We start from the raw sequence: 2840 nt of genomic DNA, 5'->3' as shown, positions 1-2840 counted from the left end.
GGGGTTCAAAGGAGAAGCAGAGAGGTGGAACGGCCGAGCAACCGACAGAGCCTGATTTCGAAGCTGAGTTCATCAAGAAACACGGCAAGGAACAGGTGAATCAAGCACGGTCAACTGTCGGAAAAACAATGGCGATCTGGGTGCTAGACGAAACAAACAAGGCGGAGTGGCAGACATATGCAACCGAGCATTTTTATAAGAAGGCGATCAAGGACATCAAAATTAGTCGTGATGACAAGAAGCGGGATATTTCCAATCTAGAAATTTTTGCAACCGAACCGAAGAATGAAAACGAAATGCGTTTGTCATCTTCGCCGACTGGCAGCTTCTAGACGGGGTGAAGACCATTAGCACGCAAAGGAAGATGTATTATGCCGATGTTATCAAGACGAATAATCATTGGCTTGTCAATGAATTCGAAGGATTAGAAAGGGTGTTTTCGGATAAGTGAGCAGCTAATTTCATTGGAATGGGTTTGTCTGACGGAGCGAATAAGCGATAAATGCCTTAGTTCAACGAAAGACGATACAGGCAATCCCCTTACGTCGGACCAAGTGAAAGTGACGTGTCGGACGTGACCGAAACGAGCAAAGCCCTTTCACATCAATGTTTCCGACCTTGCTTCTTCTTCATTTGTCAGACGGATGGAATAAACGCTGAATCAATATGAAAAATGCGTCTGACGCCTAATTGCCAATTCCCTTTATTACAGGGGTTCACATGGATAAACAACGTCATAACCAAGGAGGTTTCGCTTTGCCGAAAGAAATGAACTTGTTGCTAAAAAGTTTGGAGGAATTTCGCGTGCGATTGATAAGAGAAACCGGCTATTTATCAGAGGATGTAAGTTATGTTGCAGAAACTAGTTTCCGCAACAAGCGATCGAAGCCTTTGCAAATTAATGGTTTTCCGGTGTTTCGCTTCATATTCCGGAACATTGCCACTATATGATTCCCATGACAAGGAATTTCAAGCTGTTATTCGAAGGATGTACCTCGAAGCGACGTTCAATCTCTATGATTTCAATGCAATTGAAACCCGTTTTGACAAGGCAACCATCATAATTGAGCATCATTTCAAGGAAAACTGGTATTAGTGATCTCGATAATCGGAACCGGAAATATTTGATTGATGCGGTACGGGCGACCGGATTGATTCCCGATGATAACGCGCATGTACTAACGTTGTTAGAGGAGGCACACCTGACGGATACGGAACCCTATATCGATGTTTTTGTGTTGGAACGGGAGAACCTTTTCCCTTTTCTGACTTGGCGAGGCGCAAATAACAGAGAAATTCATGACGGGAAAATTTTCAGTGAAGTGAATATAAATGCGGTCGAAAAGATGATGGCAGGAGAGGAGATCGATGTTTTGGTATCTGATGGAGCAAATGACTTTTGGAACTGATTTTCGCTTCATTTATACCCGGCTTTTTTTTTAGATTATACCTTTCTCGAAAGGTAGAGACTGAGACTCAGGTTGCGGAACCTTAATTCTTACCTTTATTTTTTGGTTTTTCACAGATGGATTATACCTGTTCGGGATAATTCAAACCTGATTCTTCGGAGTTTCGTAGGTTTACCAGCAAGGTGGCAAAAATCTAAAAAATCCACGAAGTTTTGTTAGCCATGTTGGAAGTCATGACAATATTGCGTAACGAAACGATCCGTACACTCCGCATGGCTAGCGATCACTAAAACAGGAATACAACTCCTTTCGGGGGAGCAGGAGGGAAATGCCTTTGGAAGGAAGCAAACGCCTATGCAAATTGGATACAAGAAAATTCTCACGGGGCTTTACGAGTACCGCGCGCTTACGACAGAGCAGATTGCGCGCAAGTTTGGGATTTCGATGCCGTACACATATAAGAAACTGTACATGATACAGAAAAGAAACTGCTGCATAGCGAACCGATTTCCGGTTATTTGAATAAGCAACGGGGCCGGGGAAATATCACCGGATTAGCGAGACGGGCATCTCCTGTTTGAAAAAACAGGGGATGTTTGTCGAGCGGCAGGGTACCAACTGAAAATAGATAAGTACCACTTGCCCTACGTTTTGATGACGAATGACTTGCTCGTTGATTTGGAACCGCACGGATGGGAGTTATCGGACAGCCGAGATACGAAAGCGAGATTCCGCCTGAACCGAAGCGACAACATACAGGGGATGCTACTGAATACGCACACCCCGGAACGAATATGGAATTTACATCCTGAATGCCAACATGGGTCCAAAAAATTTGCAAAAGACCATCCGTGAAGTTGGGGACTACGATCAGATTAACGACTTTTTGTTATTTACGAGCGGGAGCCAGACATTTGAAACCATTGTAAAGGCGCTATTAGAAGGAGACGACGGCAAGGTAGTTGCGAGCGGCATAGCATCAAAGTATTACCCCATGTGTTCGAAAGAAAGTATCTAAGCCATTTCGATGACGAAGACAAGGTACTTAGGTTCGCGGTATCGGACCTTGGTGTATCATTTAAGGAAAGGCTCACAGTACTTTTGTCATTTGCCACGATGGTCCGACACAATCGTTTGGCATGAAGGAGAGGAAAAGTATTTCGTGAATCTACTTGATACGGACTTGAGAAAATCCATCATATGCTTCGATATCGGAAAGAGAGTTATCGGGAAGATGGGCGAAACTGCTTGTCCTAACACATGTCGATCTGCATAGCAAGTTGCTGAAGGAAATCTTCCATATCGATTATCTGGCAGTGCATCCGAGCCGGGTCGTGGACTATCTGGCAGTTTTGAATTAAAAGAACTCGAATAACAGTGTTGTCCTTCAAAACACGTTTTGAATTTGAGTTGAACTATAGATTCATCATG

At 43.7% G+C, this 2840-nt stretch carries 4 protein-coding genes; all 4 read left to right on the top strand.

Features of this window, described 5'->3' with window-relative positions; all coding sequences use genetic code 11:
* The coding region (locus tag ACO1D1_RS25025) for a hypothetical protein (protein WP_423337518.1) at positions 1-332 on the top strand (332 nt) is incomplete at its 5' end.
* Positions 333-850: 518 nt separating this feature from the next.
* On the top strand, positions 851-1096 hold the full coding sequence (locus ACO1D1_RS25020; RefSeq protein WP_423337517.1) for a hypothetical protein: 246 nt from the start codon (positions 851-853) through the stop codon (positions 1094-1096).
* Positions 1065-1409 (top strand): hypothetical protein, encoded by a 345-nt coding sequence (locus ACO1D1_RS25015; RefSeq protein ID WP_423337516.1) that lies wholly within the window; start codon positions 1065-1067, stop codon positions 1407-1409. The genes ACO1D1_RS25020 and ACO1D1_RS25015 overlap by 32 nt, the downstream gene beginning before the upstream one ends.
* Positions 1410-2229: 820 nt before the next feature.
* Complete coding sequence (locus ACO1D1_RS25010) at positions 2230-2427, top strand: hypothetical protein (protein ID WP_423337515.1); 198 nt, start codon at positions 2230-2232, stop codon at positions 2425-2427.
* Positions 2428-2840: the final 413 nt, after the last annotated feature.

It is taken from the genome of Neobacillus sp. 19, assembly GCF_049463095.1.
Classification (GTDB): Bacteria; Bacillota; Bacilli; order Bacillales; family Cytobacillaceae; genus Neobacillus.
The sequence above is the reverse complement of the archived record's forward strand: the minus strand, read 5'-3'. Positions and strand labels throughout refer to the sequence as shown.